Below are 15,488 nucleotides of genomic sequence, written 5' to 3' on the forward strand. Positions count from 1 at the left end.
CCGAAGGTGGATGATGTTGATGTGACCGACCCCGGCTTCACAGTGCACCGTCCCAAGCCCGGCGAGCTGCGCATCTATCTCGGTGCGGCGCCCGGCGTCGGCAAGACTTTCTCGATGTTGAGCGAGGCGCACCGTCGACTCGAACGCGGCACCGATGTGGTGGCGGCGGTGGTGGAAACCCACGGGCGGGCGAAAACCGCTGAGCTGCTTGACGACATCGAGGTCATCCCACCGCAATACATCGACTACCGTGGCGGCCGCTTTCCCGAACTCGACGTTCCGGCGGTGCTGGCGCGACACCCGCAGGTAGTCCTGGTCGACGAGCTCGCCCACACCAACACCCCGGGCAGCCGGAACGAGAAACGCTGGCAGGACGTCGAAGAACTGCTCGACGCCGGGATCACCGTAATCTCCACCGTCAACATCCAGCACCTGGAAAGCCTCAACGATGTGGTCGCCCAGATCACCGGGATCGAGCAGAAAGAGACGATTCCGGATTCGATCGTGCGACAGGCCGCCCAGGTCGAGCTCATTGACATCACCCCGGAGGCGTTGCGGCGCAGGCTTTCCCACGGCAACGTCTACGCGGCTGAGAAGATCGACGCGGCGCTGTCCAATTATTTCAGGCGTGGAAATCTCACCGCACTGCGGGAATTGGCGCTGTTGTGGCTGGCCGATCAGGTCGACACCACGCTGGCCAAGTACCGCGCGGAGAACAAGATCACCGACACGTGGGAGGCCCGCGAGCGAGTGGTGGTCGCTGTCACCGGCGGCCCGGAGTCAGAGACGCTGGTTCGACGGGCGTCGCGGATCGCCTCGAAATCCAGTGCCGAACTGATGGTGGTGCACGTGCTGCGCGGCGACGGGCTCGCCGGGCTGTCCGAGTCCCGGATGAGCAAAATCCGGGAACTGGCAAACAGTTTGGACGCCTCGCTGCACACCGTCGTCGGCGACAACGTGCCCGATGCGTTGCTCGACTTCGCCCGCGAGATCAACGCCACCCAGCTGGTGATCGGCACCTCCCGCAGGTCTCGGTGGGCACGCCTGTTCGACGAGGGCATCGGCGCCGCGATCGTGCAACGTTCCGGCAAGATCGACGTTCACATCGTCACCCACGACCAAGCCAAGCGGGGCACCCGGACACCTTCGTCGCCCCGTGAACGACGGCTGATCTCCTGGTTGGCGGCGGTAATCATCCCGTCGGCGATATGCACTATCGCGGTCACGCTGCTAGATCCCTACCTGGACACCGGTGGCCAGAGCGCGTTGTTCTTCATCGGCGTGCTCCTGGTGGGTCTGCTGGGAGGCGTTGCGCCGGCGGTGCTTTCGGCGGTGCTGTCCGGACTGCTGCTGAACTATTTCCTGATCGCTCCGCGACACAGCTTCACCATCGCCGCACCCAACAGCGCGGTGACCGAATTGGTGCTGCTGCTGATCGCGGTCGCGGTGTCGGTGCTGGTGGACAGTGCCGCCAAGAGAACCCGGGAGGCCCGCCGCGCCGCCCGAGAGGCCGAGCTGCTGACCCTGTTCGCCGGATCGGTGTTGCGCGGTGCCGATCTGGCCACGCTGTTGGAGCGGGTGCGCGAGACGTACTCGCAGCGCAGCGTCAGCATGCTGCGCGAACAATCGGGTCACCGTAAGGTCATTGCCTCCGTCGGCAAAGACGCCTGCGCCACAGTCGATTCCGCGGATACTGCGATCGAGGTCGGGGACGACGAGTTCTGGATGCTGCTGGCCGGGCGCAAACTTGCGGCGCGGGACCGCCGGGTGCTCGGCGCGGTGGCCAAGCAGGCTGCCGGGCTGGTCCGCCAGCGCGAACTCGCCGAAGAGGCCGGCCGTACCGAAGCCATTGTGCGGGCTGACGAATTGCGCCGGTCACTGCTTTCGGCGGTCAGCCACGACCTGCGCACGCCGCTGGCCGCGGCCAAGGTGGCGGCGTCCAGTCTGCGCGCCGCCGACATCGCGTTCTCCCCCGAGGACACCGCCGAATTGCTGGCCACCATCGAAGAATCCATTGATCAGCTGACCGCGTTGGTGGGCAACCTACTCGACTCCTCGCGGCTTGCCGCCGGCGTGGTGCGTCCCGAACGGCACTTGGTGTACGTCGAGGAAGTGGTGCAGCGCGCCCTGGTCAGCATCGGCAAGGGCGCCACCGGCTTCTACCGGTCAGCCATCGACCGCGTCAAGGTCGACGTCGGCGACGCCGTGGCAATGGCCGACGCCGGGCTGCTGGAGCGGGTGCTGGCCAACTTGATCGACAATGCGCTGCGCTATGCGCCCGACTGTGTGGTCCGGGTCAACGCGGGCCGCGTCGGCGCCCGGGTGTTGATCAACGTCGTCGACGAGGGCCCGGGCATCCCGCACGGCACCGAAGAGCACGTCTTCGAATCCTTCCAGCGCCTTGGGGATCAGGACAACACCACCGGCGTGGGCCTGGGCATGTCGGTGGCGCGCGGCTTCGTCGAGGCGATGGGCGGCGCGATTTCCGCCGGTGATACGCCCGGTGGCGGGCTGACCGTGCTGGTGGATCTGCCTGCCCCGTGCGAAGGCGGTGAACGATGACCCGCGTGCTGGTGATCGACGACGAGCCGCACATCCTGCGGGCGTTGCGCATCAACCTTTCGGTACGCGGATACGAGGTGATCACCGCGTCCACCGGGGCCGGCGCGCTGCGCGCCGCCGCCGACCATCCCCCCGACGTGGTGATTCTGGACCTCGGGCTGCCCGACATGTCGGGCATCGACGTGCTCGCGGGTCTCCGCGGCTGGCTCAGCGCACCGGTGATCGTGCTGTCCGCCCGCACCGACTCCGCCGACAAGGTCGAAGCACTGGATGCCGGTGCCGACGACTATGTCACCAAACCCTTTGGCATGGACGAGTTTCTGGCCCGGTTACGGGCGGCGGTACGCCGCAACACCGCGGCCTCGGAGCTGGACCAGCCGGTCATCGAAACCGAGGCGTTCACCGTGGATTTGGCCGCCAAGAAGGTCACCCGCAACGGCACCGAGGTGCATCTGACCCCCACCGAGTGGGGCATGCTCGAGGTGCTGGTGCGCAATCGGGGCAAGCTGGTGGGCCGCGAAGACTTGCTCAAAGAGGTGTGGGGACCGGCGTACGCGACCGAAACCCATTATCTGCGAGTGTATCTGGCGCAGTTGCGGCGCAAACTCGAAGACGATCCGGCCAACCCTAGGCATTTGCTCACCGAGTCGGGTATGGGCTACCGATTCGAAGTGTAGGCGCGGCGATCGACAGCACAATGCCGTCCAGGATGTCGTGTTCGCTGACCGTCAACTCGGCGATACCGGCCCGGTCGTGCAGTTCGCGGGCCAACTCCCGCACCACGATCGCACCGCCGCCGATCACATCGACGCGGCCCTCGTGCATAGGTCCCAACGCGGCGCGCTCAGCGCGGGTCATGGCGATCAACCGATCACAGACGTCCAGCAATGGGGCCAGCGCCACCCGCGAAAGATGAATGGCTGCAGCGTCATAGGTGGTCATCTCGTGGGCCAGGGCCGACAAGGTGGTCATCGTCCCGGCCAGTCCCACCCAGGTCCGTGCCCCCTCGACGGGCACTGCGCGCAGTGCGACCTCGAGTCGTTCGCGAACCACCTGTGCGGCCGCCTCGACTTCCGCCGCGGTCGGCGGGTCGGAATGCAAGCAGCGCTCGGTCAGCCGGACACAACCGATGTCGGCCGAGTAGCTGGCGATCACCTCGTCAGCCGCCTTGCCGAGCACGATCTCGGTCGAGCCGCCGCCGAGGTCGACAACAAGGAAAGGCGCGTTAGCGCTGTCCAATTCGCCGACCGCACCGCGGAACGACAACTCGGCCTCCTCGGCACCGGTGATGACTTCGGCGACCGCACCGGGGATCACCGTGCCCAGCACCTCGGCCGTCATCGCGAAGAATTCGTCGCGATTGCTGGCATCGCGGGTGGCGGAAGTGGCGACCATCCGCACCCGCTGCACGCCGTGCTGCGCCAGCAATTCAGCGTAGTCGGTCAGCGCGGCCCGGGTGCGGGCGATCGCGCCCGGAGCGAACGCGCCGGTCGCATCCACCCCCTGGCCCAGCCGCACGATCCGCATTTCCCGGTGGACGTCCGTCAGCCGGCCGTCGGCGACATCGGCGATCAGCAGACGAATCGAGTTGGTACCGCAGTCGATTCCGGCTAGACGGCTCATACCCATTGTCTCCCAACCAGATTCGCGGTCGCAGGCTCAGCAGCCAACAGTGCCAGCGCTTCGTCCCCGAAGGGGTTGATCCCGGGCCCCTTGGCCAACGAGTGTGCGATCAGCACATGTAGGCACTTGACCCGGTCCGGCATGCCACCGCCGGAAAACGTGGTTCCCAGTGGCTCGATCGCGTCGCGCTCAGCCAGATACGACTCGTGCGCCCGGCGGTACGCGGCCGCCAGGTCCGCGTCCCGGCCCAACCGTTCCGTCATCTCACGCATCAAGCCGGTGGTCTCCAGTCTGCTCGCAGCCGCCGTCAGCGCCGGATGCGTCAGGTAGTACAACGTCGGAAAAGGCGTTCCGTCAGGAAGTTTCGGAGCGGTCTTCACCACGCCCGGGGTGCCGTCGGGACACCGGAAGGCGATGCTGAGCACCCCACGCGGCTCGCGCCCGAGCTGTCGCGCCACCGCCTCCAGGTCCGCCCGATCAACCACCGGAATCCGGTGGATTCGGCGGCACCGGCCCCGGTTCGGGTGCCGGGGCAACAGTGGGCGGCAGGTGCGGCGCATCGGCGATGGTGTGCCACAGCGAGGTGTACCAGGGTTCGTTCTTGGCCTGGGGGTTGCCCTCACCGCCCGGCTGTGGCGCGGTCGCGGCCGTCGGCGGCAGCTGCACCTGGAACGGAATGTCGCCGGGTTTGACGAATCCCAGCCGTTCGCGCGCCTGCGCCGCGATGTAAGCCGGGTCGCCCAGCTGGCCCTTGCGTTGCTCCAGGTCGGCGATCTGGCGGCGCAGCGCGGTTTCGGTCGCGGTCAGCTGCGCCATTTCGGTGCGCTGCGCGAAATAGGTGCGCACCGGGCCGGCAATGGTCAACGTCAGCACGCAGACCACCGCGGCCAGAATGGCGGCTCGGCGCGCGGTGAAGCCGAGTCGCTGGTCGGAGCGCTGGTCGACGGATTCGCTGAACTTGCGCTTAATGGGCTCGACGACGTGGTCCTGCAGCGAATGCGCAGAGCTGCGGCTCTCGTCGGGCGCGGTCTGCGCGGGCTTGGACTGCGGCCTGGAGCCCGGTTTGGCGACCGGTTTGGAGCTGGCGCGCCGGCCCCGAGCCGAGTCGCCGGCCTTCCCCGGCCGCGATGCCGGGGAACGACGCTTCGGATCAGACTTGGCGGCCAAGCGGCTTTACTTCGGGTCCAGCGCGAATCGTGGGAATGCCAGGTCGCCGGCGTAGCGGGCCGCGTCGCCCAGCGCCTCCTCGATGCGCAGCAGCTGGTTGTACTTCGCGACGCGCTCGCTGCGGGCCGGCGCACCGGTCTTGATCTGCCCGCTGCCGACCGCCACCGCGAGATCGGCGATGGTGGTGTCCTCGGTCTCGCCGCTGCGGTGGCTCATCATGGTGCGGTATCCGCTGTGGTGGGCCAGCGCCACCGCATCCAGCGTCTCGGTCAGCGTTCCGATCTGATTCACCTTGACCAGCAACGCATTTGCCACGCCGCGTTCGATGCCTTCTTCGAGGCGTTCGGGATTGGTGACGAACAGGTCGTCACCGACGATCTGCACCCGGTCGCCGATGCTGGCCGTCAACGCGGCCCAGCCGTCCCAATCGTCTTCGGACAGCGGGTCTTCCAGGGACACCAACGGGTAGTTGCCGAGCAGCTCGGCGTAGAACCCGGCCATCTCCTCGGCGGTGCGGGTGGAACCTTCGAAGCTGTAACCGGTGCCGTCGGTGTAGAACTCGGTGGCAGCGACGTCGAGCGCCAGGGCGATGTCGGCACCGGACTTGAAGCCCGCCGACTCGATGGCCCGGACGATCAGGTCCAGCGCGGCGCTGGTGCCGGCCACGTCCGGGGCGAAGCCGCCCTCGTCGCCCAGGCCGGTGGAGAGCCCGTCTTTCTTCAACTCCGCCTTCAACGCGTGGTAAACCTCCGCACCCCAGCGCAGCGCCTCGTGAAAGCTGGGGGCACCGATCGGGGCCACCATGAACTCCTGCACGTCGACGCCGGTGTCCGCGTGCGCGCCGCCGTTGAGGATGTTCAGCATCGGCACCGGCAGGATGTGCGCGTTCGGGCCGCCGATGTACCGGAACAGGGGCAGCGCGGCACTGTCCGCGGCCGCCTTGGCGACCGCCAGCGACACCCCCAGGATGGCGTTGGCGCCCAGCCGGGACTTGTCCGGCGTGCCGTCCAGGTCGACCAGCGCCTGGTCGACCAGCCGCTGATCGTCGGCGTTGAGCCCGATCACCGCCGGACCGATCTCGTCCAGCACGGCTTGGACGGCCTTCTTCACGCCCTTGCCGCTGTACCGGTCACCACCGTCACGCAGTTCGACGGCCTCGTGCTCCCCGGTCGAGGCGCCCGACGGCACCGCAGCGCGGGCAAATGTTCCGTCGATCAGCGCAACCTCGACCTCGACGGTCGGGTTGCCGCGAGAGTCGAGGATCTCGCGGGCTCCGACCTGCTCGATAATGGGCACTGGGCTCTCCTTCGCCTGCTGACTTCTGACACACCCCCGGCAACGTTTAGCGTAAAGCCTGGGTCAGCGCTTCATCTTTCTACAGCGGATGACCCGCCGCATAGGCGGTCGCCCAGTCCCGCACCGCGCGTGCGTACACCCCGGAATTGTTGTAGGCGCGAAGCGCCGTGATCCAGCCGCGGGGCGTCGCGAGATCCTTTCCGCGCCAACATAAATATCCGGCGGCCGAGAGCGCGGCATCGTCGATGTTGTCCGCACTGGCGGCGCCGTCGTTGTTGGCGTCGACGCCGTACAGCCGCCACGTCTCGGAGATGAACTGCATGGGCCCCATCGCGCGTTGCACGCCGTCGTCGTCACTGGAGCCGTTCGACGCGGCCGCGTCGGCCTCGTCCACGATCCGCAGATTGCCGCCGGTGCCGTCGAGGCGCACCCCACGAATAGGCGGCCTGACGTCGCCGTTGGGCGCGATCGTCGCCCCCCGGTAGGTGCCGTTATGACTCTCGACCTGCCCGATACCCGCCAGCGTTGTCCAGGCGATATGACACTTGGGATTCTCGACCTCAGCCACCCGGGCGGCGTAGGCGTAGGCCTCCAGCGCGGTGACAGGCATCTCCAGAGCAGGCGCCCGCTGCTGCGCCCACTCCCGTAACTGGTCGGCGGGACGGCCGGCGGCATGGGTGTCCACCGGCGGTACCGGGTCCCCCGCGGGCGGTGGCACACCGTCAGGGATGAAAAGGCTGAGCTGCCACGTACAACTTGAAGCCAGCAGCATCGCGGTCGCCCCTATCACGGCGACCGCGCGCAACCAGCGTCTCGGCGACACAACTCTCCCTGTCGGATCTCCCTGTCGGACCCCGCAACGGTGTTTTCTCCCCGCTCATCGTCCCACGGGTTGCGGGCGGGCCCGGTTGACCGGTACGCCTAGCAAACGTGCGCGTCCGATATTTGGGACGCTGCCGCATCCCATCTGAAGCAGCTCGGCCAGCGCCTCAGGGACATATTCACGGCGCTATTTGTGGAGTGCCCCTGAGTCGCCGCAAAGATCACGGAGACGGTCTGTCGGCGCCCTCAGACGCTGCCTTCGCACACTGTCGATGGTGCCGGGCGCAAACGCCGGTGCCGAGCGCGATCACTGCCGTCGCGTGCAAACGGCTATCGCCGGCCTTTGCGCTTCTTGGATGACCCGCCGCGAGATTCCTTCTGCGACGTGGCCGGCTGCTCGGTTTCCGGCGCCGCGGCTTCCCCGTCGACGACATCGGATGTCGGGGTGCCGGCCACCCAGTGACTGCGCCACTCCTCCTCGGTGACGAAACCGAGCGGGGTCATGTCCAGCTCTTCGGCGATGCTGTCACCGCGGCGGCTCGCGGCAATCGCTCCCTCCACCCGGTGCACAGTGTCCACAAAATCCAGAACTGCTGCGCGCAAAGTGTTTTCGGCATCCACATCAGCAGATAGCGTGATGATGGTCAGCTCGGCGGGAATGAACTCCGCGGGCAGCCCGGCGTGGGTGACGCGCTCAATCACCTTCTGCGCCAACGCCAACGACGGCTGACCGGTGTGCACGTCGTCCAGCACGGAGTGCCGCGACTTTCGGGACCGTTCGGCCGCCTTGGCCGCCTCCCATTGTGCGAGCTGGTCCTGCAGCGAGATCGATTCTCCGGCAAGCACTCCCGGAACCCGGTTGCCGAGCTTGCGGATCAAGGTGTCGGCGACGTCGTCGATGGTGAACGGCAGCTGCGCCGCATCCTCGGCGATACGGGCGTGGAACAGCACCTGCAACAGCAGGTCACCGAGTTCTTCGCGCAGTTCGTCGACGTTGCCGCTGCGTACTGCGTCCAACAGTTCGTAGGTCTCTTCCAGCAGGTATCGGCGCAGTGAGTCGTGGGTCTGCTCGCTTTCCCACGGCCCCGCGGTGCGCAGCTTGTCCATCATCGCGACGGCATCCAGCAGCCGTTCGCCGCGTTGGCGATCCGGCGCCGAGATCAGCCGGGCTCCGGCGGCCAGCCGCGCGGTGACCGCCGGGTGACTGGGATCCGACGACAGCAGCACCGGCGCATCCTCACCGGTATGGGCCGGGTGCGCATCGGGCAGCGACCACGGCACCGCGATCGGCATCTCCTCGGTGTACTGCACCTTCCCGCAGAGCAACTCGATGGCATCGACCGGAACCAGTGCCGGCCGGCGGGGGTCGACGAGGACGACAATCATCTGCCTTGTCGCTCCTTACTCGGCGGTCCGGGCTCCGTTATACCAATATCTTGCTGCGGTTTACCCGCCATTGCGGTCACCAAGTCGGCCACCATCTGCACCAATTCGACATCACGGATGTGTCCGGCACCAATTCCGCCCGCCCGCGGAACGGGAACCTGGACCGTCGACGTGGTGGCGCGGTAGCGAGCACCCGGGTACATCCGCGCCAGCCGCACCTGGGCAGAGTCCGGCAACGTCATCGGGGACAGCCGCACCGTCGTCGCCGACACGGCACTGACTTCGGTGATCCCGGAGGTCCGGCACAGCAGCCGCAGCCGCGCCACCGCCACCAGCCGCTCGGCCGGTTCGGGCAGCGGGCCGTACCGGTCGGTGAGCTCCTCCACGACCGCGGCGATGTCGCTGTCCGACGCGGCGGCCGCCAGCCGGCGATAACCCTCCAGCCGCAGCCGGTCACTGGCGATGTAGTCCGGCGGTAGATGCGCATCGACCGGCAGATCGATCCGCACGTCCTTGGGCTCCTCGGCGGTGCTCACCGTCTCGCCGTCGGCGGCGGCCTTGTACGCCTCGACGGCCTCCCCCACCAGCCGCACATACAGGTCGAAGCCGACCCCGGCGACATGCCCGGACTGCTCGACGCCCAGGACGTTGCCCGCGCCGCGGATCTCGAGGTCTTTGAGCGCCACCGCCATGCCGGCGCCCAGTTCGTTGTTCTGCGCGATGGTCGCCAACCGGTCGTAGGCCGTTTCGGTGAGCGGCGCATTCGGTGGATACAAGAAATAGGCGTAACCGCGTTCCCGGCTGCGCCCCACCCGTCCGCGCAACTGATGCAGCTGGGACAGACCGAACGTGTCGGCGCGCTCGACGATCAATGTGTTGGCGTTGGAGATGTCCAGGCCGGTCTCCACGATCGTGGTGCACACCAAGATGTCGTAGTCGCGGTTCCAGAACCCCTGGACAGTGCGTTCCAGCAGGTCTTCGGGCATCTGACCGTGTGCGACGACGACGCGCGCCTCGGGGACCAGGCCACGCACCCGGGCAGCGGCGGAGTCGATGGAGCTGACCCGGTTGTGCACGTAAAACGCCTGCCCGTCGCGCAGCAGCTCGCGGCGCAACGCCGCGGCGATCTGTTTGTCGTCATGCGGACCCACGTAGGTCAGCACCGGGTAGCGCTCCTCGGGTGGGGTCAGGATCGTCGACATCTCCCGGATCCCGGCCAGGCTCATCTCCAGCGTGCGCGGGATCGGGGTGGCGCTCATGGTCAGCACGTCGACGTGGGTGCGCAGGCTCTTGATGTGCTCCTTGTGTTCGACGCCGAACCGTTGCTCCTCGTCGACCACCACCAGTCCGAGGTTCTTCCAGCGCACCCCGGTCTGCAACAACCGGTGGGTGCCGATCACGATGTCCACCGACCCGTCGGCCAGGCCTTCCACGACCTTGCGGGACTCGGCAGGATCGGTGAAGCGCGACAGGCCCTTGACAGTCACCGGGAACCCGACCATCCGGTCGGTGAACGTCTGCAGATGCTGGTCAGCCAGCAGTGTGGTGGGCACCAGCACGGCGACCTGCCGCCCGTCCTGCACCGCTTTGAATGCCGCCCGCACCGCGATCTCGGTCTTGCCGTAGCCGACGTCGCCGCAGATCACCCGGTCCATCGGGATCGGCTTTTCCATGTCGGCCTTCACCTCGGTGATCGCGGTGAGCTGGTCGACGGTCTCGGTGAAGCCGAACGCGTCCTCCATCTCGGCCTGCCACGGGGTGTCCGGGGCGAACGCGTGGCCCGGACTGGCCTGCCGCTTGGCGTAGAGCGCCACCAGTTCGCCGGCGATCTCACGCACCGCGCGGCGTGCTTTGGTCTTCGTGTTCGCCCAGTCGCTGCCGCCCAGTTTGCTCAGCGCCGGCGCCTGACCGCCCACATACCGCGACAGCTGGTCCAGCGAATCCATCGGGACGTAGAGCTTGTCGGACCCGCCGCCACGCTTGCTCGATGCGTATTCGAGCACCAGGTACTCGCGCCGGGCGCCGCCGACGGTGCGTTCGACCATCTCCACGAACCGGCCGATGCCGTGCTGATCGTGCACCACCAGATCGCCGGCGGACAGCGCCAGCGGGTCGACGGTGTTGCGGCGCTTGGCCGCCAGCCGCTTGCCCTCGACGGCGGTGGCGCGGCTGCCGGTCAGGTCGGCCTCGGTGATGACGACCAGGTTGGCCCCCTGGACCACCACCCCGTCGTGCAGCGGGCCCTTGAGCACACCGACCACACCGGCCGTCGGGGCGGACCCACACTCCAGCATGGCCGCGGGGATGTCCGACTCGGCCAGCCGTTCCACCATCCGGTGGGCGGTGCCGGCGCCGGGCGCGACCATCGCGGCGTACCCGCCGGTCGCGACGTGCGCGCGCAACATCGCGAAGATGCCGTCGATGTCGTGCTGATGCCCCCGCGCGGACGGCGCGGCCCGGATGTCCAGCTCGACCGCCGACTCGTCGGACAACTGGCTCAAGGTCCACCACGGATGACCGGCGCTGGTCGCGGCGGCGCGCACCTCGTCGAGTTCGGTGAACCCGGACCCGCCCAGCTGTTCGACGTCGACGGGCGCGTCGGTACCCAGCGCCGCCACCGACCACGACGCCTCGAGGAACTCCCGGCCGGTCTTGATCAGGTCGGCCGCGCGGGTGCGGACCTTCTCCGGGTCACACACCAGTACCGGGGTGCCGTCGGGTAGCTGATCGGTGAGCTGCGCATGAGCCCCGTCTTCTGCGGGCTGCAGCACCGATTGCAGCGCCTCCATGCCGTCGGTCGGGATGCCCTCGGCGAGCTTGGCGAGCATGTCGATGATGCTGCCGGTCACGGTGTTCTCGGTGGCCGGATGCTCCTTGGCGAGTTCGGCCGCACGTGCTTTCACCTCAGGGGTGAGCAGCAATTCGCGGCAGGCGACCGCAATCAGCGTGTCCACCTCGACGTCGGGGATCGAACGCTGGTCGGCGACGGAGAACATCCGCATCTCGGTGATCTCGTCGCCCCAGAACTCGACGCGCACCGGATGTTCGGCGGTGGGCGCGAAGACGTCCACGATCCCGCCGCGGACCGCGAACTCGCCGCGACGCCCCACCATGTCCACCCGGGTGTAGGCCAACTCCACCAGCCGCTGCGCCACGTCCTCGAACGGCATCTCGTCACCGACGGTGAGCGTGAGCGGCTGCTGATGCCCCAGCCGCGGGGCCATGGGTTGCAGCAGCGATCGGACTGCCGTCACCACCACCCGCAGCGGCGGACCCAGCCGCGCGTCGTCGGGGTGGGCCAGCCGGCGCAGCACCATCATCCGGCTGCCCACGGTATCGACGCCGGGCGACAACCGCTCGTGCGGCAGGGTCTCCCACGACGGGAAGACCGCGGCGGCGTCGCCGAAGACTCCTCGCAGCTCGGCGGTCAGGTCGTCGGCTGCCCGGCCGGTGGCGGTGACCACCAGCAACGGACCATTGCTGGCCAGCGCGCTGGCTACGAACACCCGCGCGCTAGCGGGTCCTACCAGCGGCAGTTCGGCAGGCCGATCGGAGGCACGCTCGATGAGCTGTTGGAATGTCGGTGCGGTCAGCGCCAATTCGACGAGCCCCGCGATCGGGGTATCTGGGCTAGCAGCCCCCGGTGCGGTCATGATGCGCCCATTCTAGGGCGCTTCAATTCCGCAGCCCGTCGGGCGGCGGGCGTCCCTCGGGGTGCTGACTCTGCGCTCAGGGCGCGCTCACTCGCACTTCCCCGCCACAGCCGCAGAATCAACCGCGCCCGCGCACCGAGCTGGCTTATTCGTCCCGCAGCTGCGGGTCGGCTTCCAGATGCGTCAGGCCGTTCCACATCAGGTTGACCAGATGCGCGGCGACCACTTCTTTCTTGGGCTCGCGCGTGTCCAGCCACCACTGCGCGGTCATCGACACCGAACCCACCAACGCCTGGGCGTACAGCGGCGCCAGGCCCGGGTCCAGACCGCGCCGGGCGAAGTCGCCGGCCAAGATGGAGCTGACCTGGCTGACGGCATCGTTGAGCAAGCTGGAATAGGTGCCCGAGCTGATCGCGGCGGGCGAGTCCCGGATCATGATGCGAAAGCCGTCGGTGCGTTCTTCGACGTAGGTGAGCAGCGCCAACGCCACCCGCTCGACACGGACCCGGGACCGGTTGTTGGTCAGCGACGACGTGATGCCGTCCAACAGCGCCGACATCTCCCGGTCGACTACGACGGCGTACAGCCCCTCCTTGCCACCGAAATGCTCGTAGACGACGGGCTTGGACACATTGGCGCGCTGGGCGATTTCTTCGATCGACGTGCCCTCATAGCCGCGTTCGGCGAACAGCGACCTGGCGATGCCGATGAGCTGATGTCGGCGCTCGCTGCCGGTCATCCGGGCGCGGGGCGTCCGCGCTTCCTTCTCCACACTTTTCAGCGGCTCAGCCACGGGAATCAGGGTATCGGTGTTTGCGGTCGTTGCACCGAACGTCGACGGGTCGGCTGCGGAGCGGTCAAGCGGCCTTGCCCGGCTGCCCCGACTGTTCCATGGACCCCTTGGTCCCGGCCGGCAATAAGGCGACGATCACGATGCCGATCAGACCCAGCAAAGCGCCGAGGGCAAAAGACTCGCCGACGCCGCGGTTCTTGCGTCGCGCGACCCTGACCGCGTACAGCCCGCACAACACCGAAAGGACGACCGAGAACACCGCAATCGGCCACAGCTCGCCCAGGTTGTCCATCTCAGACATTCTGCCGTCGACGCACGTGGCGGTCTAGCCGGCCGCAAGCACCCGGCGGCCAGCCTCCTCCTCCGGCCGCAAGCGCCCGGCATCGTCGGCAGACCCAGCCCCACACTCAGCCTCCTCCTCCGGCCGCAAGCGCCCGGCATCGTCGGCAGACTCAGCCCCACGGTCAGCCTCCTCCTCCGGCCGCAAGCGCCCGGCATCGTCGGCAGACTAAAGTCATCTGGGCGGTCGCGCACCGGCCACTCCCAATCCGTCGTGGTGTAATCGGCAGCACCTCTGATTTTGGTTCAGATAGTTCAGGTTCGAGTCCTGGCGACGGAGCCCCGTTTTTTGCCGCGAGCGTGCATGAAATGCCACTCTTAACGGCGTGTCGGCGTACAAATGCGCACGCTCAGCGCGCCAAACTTCGGTGAGGAGGGTCGATGACGTTTCGTGGTGACACCGCGGTCCTGGTCCTGGCGGCCGGGCCCGGCACCCGGATGCGCTCGGACACCCCCAAGGTGCTGCACACCCTCGGCGGGCGCAGCATGCTGTCACACTCCCTGCACGCGATGACCAAGCTCGCGCCGCAACATCTGGTCGTGGTACTAGGCCACGACCACCAGCGCATATCCCCGCTGGTCGGCGAGCTGGCCGACAATCTGGGCCGCAGCATCGACGTCGCGCTGCAGGATCGGCCGCTGGGCACCGGGCACGCGGTGCTGTGTGGTCTGTCCGCGTTGCCCGACGACTACGCCGGCATCGTCGTCGTTGCCGCCGGCGACACCCCGCTGCTGGACGCCGACACCCTGGCCGACCTGATCGCCACGCATAGTTCGACGTCTGCGGCCGTGACCGTGCTGACCACCACGCTGGACGACCCGCACGGCTACGGCCGCATCCTGCGCACCCAGGACGACGAGGTGATGGCGATCGTCGAGCAGACCGACGCCACCGCCTCGCAGCGCGGCATCCGTGAGGTCAATACCGGCGTCTACGCGTTCGACATCGCCGCCCTGCGCTCGGCGCTGGGCCGGCTGAGTTCCAACAACGCCCAGCAGGAGCTCTATCTGACCGACGTGATCGCGATCCTGCGTCGCGACGGCCACACGGTCAGCGCCCGCCACATCGAGGACAGTGCGGTGGTGGCCGGGGTCAACAACCGCGTCCAGCTCGCGGAGTTGGGCGCCGAACTCAACCGCCGCGTGGTGGCCGCCCACCAACTTGCCGGAGTCACTGTGATCGACCCTGCCACCACCTGGATCGACGTCGACGTCACCGTCGGCCGCGACACCGTCATCCAGCCGGGCACCCAGCTGCTCGGCCGTACCCAGATCGGCGCCGGCTGCGCTATCGGACCGGACACCACGCTGACCGACGTCAGCGTCGGCGACAGCGCAACGGTCTGCCGCACCCACGGCTCGTCCTCGACGATCGGCGACGGCGCCACGGTGGGACCGTTCACCTATCTGCGGCCCGGGACCGTGCTCGGAGCCGACGGCAAACTCGGCGCATTCGTCGAGGTCAAGAACGCCACCATCGGCACCGGAACGAAGGTGCCGCACCTGACGTACGTGGGCGACGCCGACATCGGCGACCACAGCAACATCGGCGCCTCCAGCGTGTTCGTCAACTACGACGGCGTGACCAAACGGCGCACCACCATCGGCTCCCATGTGCGGACCGGCTCGGACACCATGTTCGTCGCCCCGGTGAACATCGGCGACGGCGCGTACACCGGCGCCGGAACCGTGGTCCGCGAAGACGTGCCGCCGGGCGCCCTGGCGGTGTCAGCCGGTCCCCAACGCAACATCGAGAACTGGGTGCAGCACAAACGCCCCGGGTCGGCAGCGGCAAAAGCGGCCGACGACGCCGGCCGCAAGCCCGAATCAGAACAGACACCGTGAAT

Annotated in this window: 12 protein-coding genes and 1 tRNA gene; 4 read left to right on the forward strand and 9 right to left on the reverse strand. The window is 67.9% G+C overall.

Features of this window, described 5'->3' with window-relative positions:
• Positions 1–6 precede the first annotated feature (6 nt).
• On the forward strand, positions 7–2,562 hold the full coding sequence (locus AC5Y3Z_RS24420) for a DUF4118 domain-containing protein (protein WP_463827481.1): 2,556 nt from the start codon (positions 7–9) through the stop codon (positions 2,560–2,562).
• Positions 2,559–3,239: a response regulator gene (locus AC5Y3Z_RS24425; protein WP_463827480.1), complete on the forward strand. Its 681-nt coding sequence runs from the start codon at positions 2,559–2,561 to the stop codon at positions 3,237–3,239. The genes AC5Y3Z_RS24420 and AC5Y3Z_RS24425 overlap by 4 nt, the downstream gene beginning before the upstream one ends.
• Here AC5Y3Z_RS24425 and AC5Y3Z_RS24430 read toward each other — a convergent pair.
• From AC5Y3Z_RS24430 to AC5Y3Z_RS24470, 9 genes are all read right to left on the reverse strand, one after another.
• Positions 3,202–4,191, reverse strand: a complete 990-nt coding sequence (locus tag AC5Y3Z_RS24430) for a Ppx/GppA phosphatase family protein (RefSeq protein ID WP_463827479.1) — start codon at positions 4,189–4,191, stop codon at positions 3,202–3,204. The genes AC5Y3Z_RS24425 and AC5Y3Z_RS24430 overlap by 38 nt on opposite strands.
• Positions 4,182–4,670, reverse strand: a complete 489-nt coding sequence (locus AC5Y3Z_RS24435; RefSeq protein ID WP_463827478.1) for a DUF501 domain-containing protein — start codon at positions 4,668–4,670, stop codon at positions 4,182–4,184. Before AC5Y3Z_RS24435 ends, AC5Y3Z_RS24430 begins: the two co-directional genes overlap by 10 nt.
• Positions 4,663–5,352 (reverse strand): FtsB family cell division protein, encoded by a 690-nt coding sequence (locus AC5Y3Z_RS24440; RefSeq protein ID WP_463827477.1) that lies wholly within the window; start codon positions 5,350–5,352, stop codon positions 4,663–4,665. Before AC5Y3Z_RS24440 ends, AC5Y3Z_RS24435 begins: the two co-directional genes overlap by 8 nt.
• Before the next feature lie 6 nt (positions 5,353–5,358).
• The gene (gene eno, locus AC5Y3Z_RS24445) at positions 5,359–6,648 is read right to left on the reverse strand and encodes a phosphopyruvate hydratase (RefSeq protein WP_463827476.1); all 1,290 of its coding nucleotides are present in this window, start codon (positions 6,646–6,648) and stop codon (positions 5,359–5,361) included.
• Positions 6,649–6,727: 79 nt separating this feature from the next.
• Positions 6,728–7,471, reverse strand: a complete 744-nt coding sequence (locus AC5Y3Z_RS24450; protein WP_463827475.1) for a lytic transglycosylase domain-containing protein — start codon at positions 7,469–7,471, stop codon at positions 6,728–6,730.
• Between the two features lie 329 nt (positions 7,472–7,800).
• Entirely contained in the window at positions 7,801–8,856 is a 1,056-nt protein-coding gene (locus AC5Y3Z_RS24455) for a nucleoside triphosphate pyrophosphohydrolase (protein WP_463827474.1), read from the reverse strand.
• Positions 8,853–12,509, reverse strand: coding sequence for a transcription-repair coupling factor (gene mfd / locus AC5Y3Z_RS24460; protein WP_463827473.1), 3,657 nt, complete (start codon positions 12,507–12,509; stop codon positions 8,853–8,855). Before mfd ends, AC5Y3Z_RS24455 begins: the two co-directional genes overlap by 4 nt.
• Before the next feature lie 145 nt (positions 12,510–12,654).
• The gene (locus tag AC5Y3Z_RS24465) at positions 12,655–13,248 is read right to left on the reverse strand and encodes a TetR/AcrR family transcriptional regulator (protein WP_463827515.1); all 594 of its coding nucleotides are present in this window, start codon (positions 13,246–13,248) and stop codon (positions 12,655–12,657) included.
• Positions 13,249–13,366: 118 nt separating this feature from the next.
• On the reverse strand, positions 13,367–13,594 hold the full coding sequence (locus tag AC5Y3Z_RS24470; protein WP_463827472.1) for a hypothetical protein: 228 nt from the start codon (positions 13,592–13,594) through the stop codon (positions 13,367–13,369).
• A gap of 255 nt (positions 13,595–13,849) precedes the next feature.
• On the opposite strand from AC5Y3Z_RS24470, the gene AC5Y3Z_RS24475 reads away from it, so the two are divergent.
• Both AC5Y3Z_RS24475 and glmU read left to right on the forward strand, forming a co-directional pair.
• Positions 13,850–13,921 (forward strand) — tRNA-Gln (locus AC5Y3Z_RS24475).
• Between the two features lie 101 nt (positions 13,922–14,022).
• Positions 14,023–15,486, forward strand: a complete 1,464-nt coding sequence (gene glmU, locus AC5Y3Z_RS24480; protein ID WP_463827471.1) for a bifunctional UDP-N-acetylglucosamine diphosphorylase/glucosamine-1-phosphate N-acetyltransferase GlmU — start codon at positions 14,023–14,025, stop codon at positions 15,484–15,486.
• Positions 15,487–15,488: the final 2 nt, after the last annotated feature.

Source organism: Mycobacterium sp. NGS61 (assembly GCF_059812325.1).

What these genes read in the sequence shown, in the direction of transcription:
- mfd (WP_463827473.1), bottom strand. Translation starts at nt 12,509, where the DNA reads ATGACCGCACCGGGGGCTGCTAGCCCAGATACCCCGATCGCGGGGCTC.
- AC5Y3Z_RS24455 (WP_463827474.1), bottom strand. Translation starts at nt 8,856, where the DNA reads ATGATTGTCGTCCTCGTCGACCCCCGCCGGCCGGCACTGGTTCCGGTC.
- AC5Y3Z_RS24430 (WP_463827479.1), bottom strand. Translation starts at nt 4,191, where the DNA reads ATGGGTATGAGCCGTCTAGCCGGAATCGACTGCGGTACCAACTCGATT.
- AC5Y3Z_RS24470 (WP_463827472.1), bottom strand. Translation starts at nt 13,594, where the DNA reads ATGGACAACCTGGGCGAGCTGTGGCCGATTGCGGTGTTCTCGGTCGTC.
- AC5Y3Z_RS24465 (WP_463827515.1), bottom strand. Translation starts at nt 13,248, where the DNA reads ATGACCGGCAGCGAGCGCCGACATCAGCTCATCGGCATCGCCAGGTCG.
- glmU (WP_463827471.1), top strand. Translation starts at nt 14,023, where the DNA reads ATGACGTTTCGTGGTGACACCGCGGTCCTGGTCCTGGCGGCCGGGCCC.
- AC5Y3Z_RS24425 (WP_463827480.1), top strand. Translation starts at nt 2,559, where the DNA reads ATGACCCGCGTGCTGGTGATCGACGACGAGCCGCACATCCTGCGGGCG.